This window comes from Pauljensenia sp. UMB3104 (genome assembly GCF_030217285.1).
Lineage (GTDB): Bacteria > Actinomycetota > Actinomycetes > Actinomycetales > Actinomycetaceae > Pauljensenia.
Window position 1 is genome coordinate 1 of the sequence record NZ_JASONN010000125.1, and the last position, 344, is coordinate 344.

At 72.7% G+C, this 344-nt stretch carries 1 protein-coding gene; it reads left to right on the top strand.

Translation table 11 applies throughout. The annotated features are described in order from the left end of the window. Positions 1-344: aldehyde dehydrogenase family protein (locus tag QP415_RS11035; protein ID WP_285100092.1), on the top strand; the 344-nt coding region annotated here is incomplete at both ends.

Here is a 344-nt window from a genome sequence, read left to right on the forward strand (position 1 = left end):
GCGCGAGGCAGGGGTGGGCCCCGAGCGGGGGAGCCTTGCCGAGCGCGCGCGTCGTCCATTTAGCTCCGAAGCGGACTCCGATCCCGCTCTGGCTGCTAACCGCCAGTGGGCGCGCGACATCGCTGCGGCCATCCCCACCTCGACGCGGGGTGTCGAGGCCGTGCGCGCTGGCGAGCAGGCGCTGTCCTCGAGCGAGGCGATCGATGGTCTCATCAAGGCCAGCGCCAAGGCGGCACGTGACTGGCAGGCCCTGACCCCCGAGGAGCGCGCAGCCGCGCTGCATCGCGTCGGCGATGTTCTTGCCGCGCGCCGGGGCGAGCTCATCGAGGTTGCCGGATCCGAGG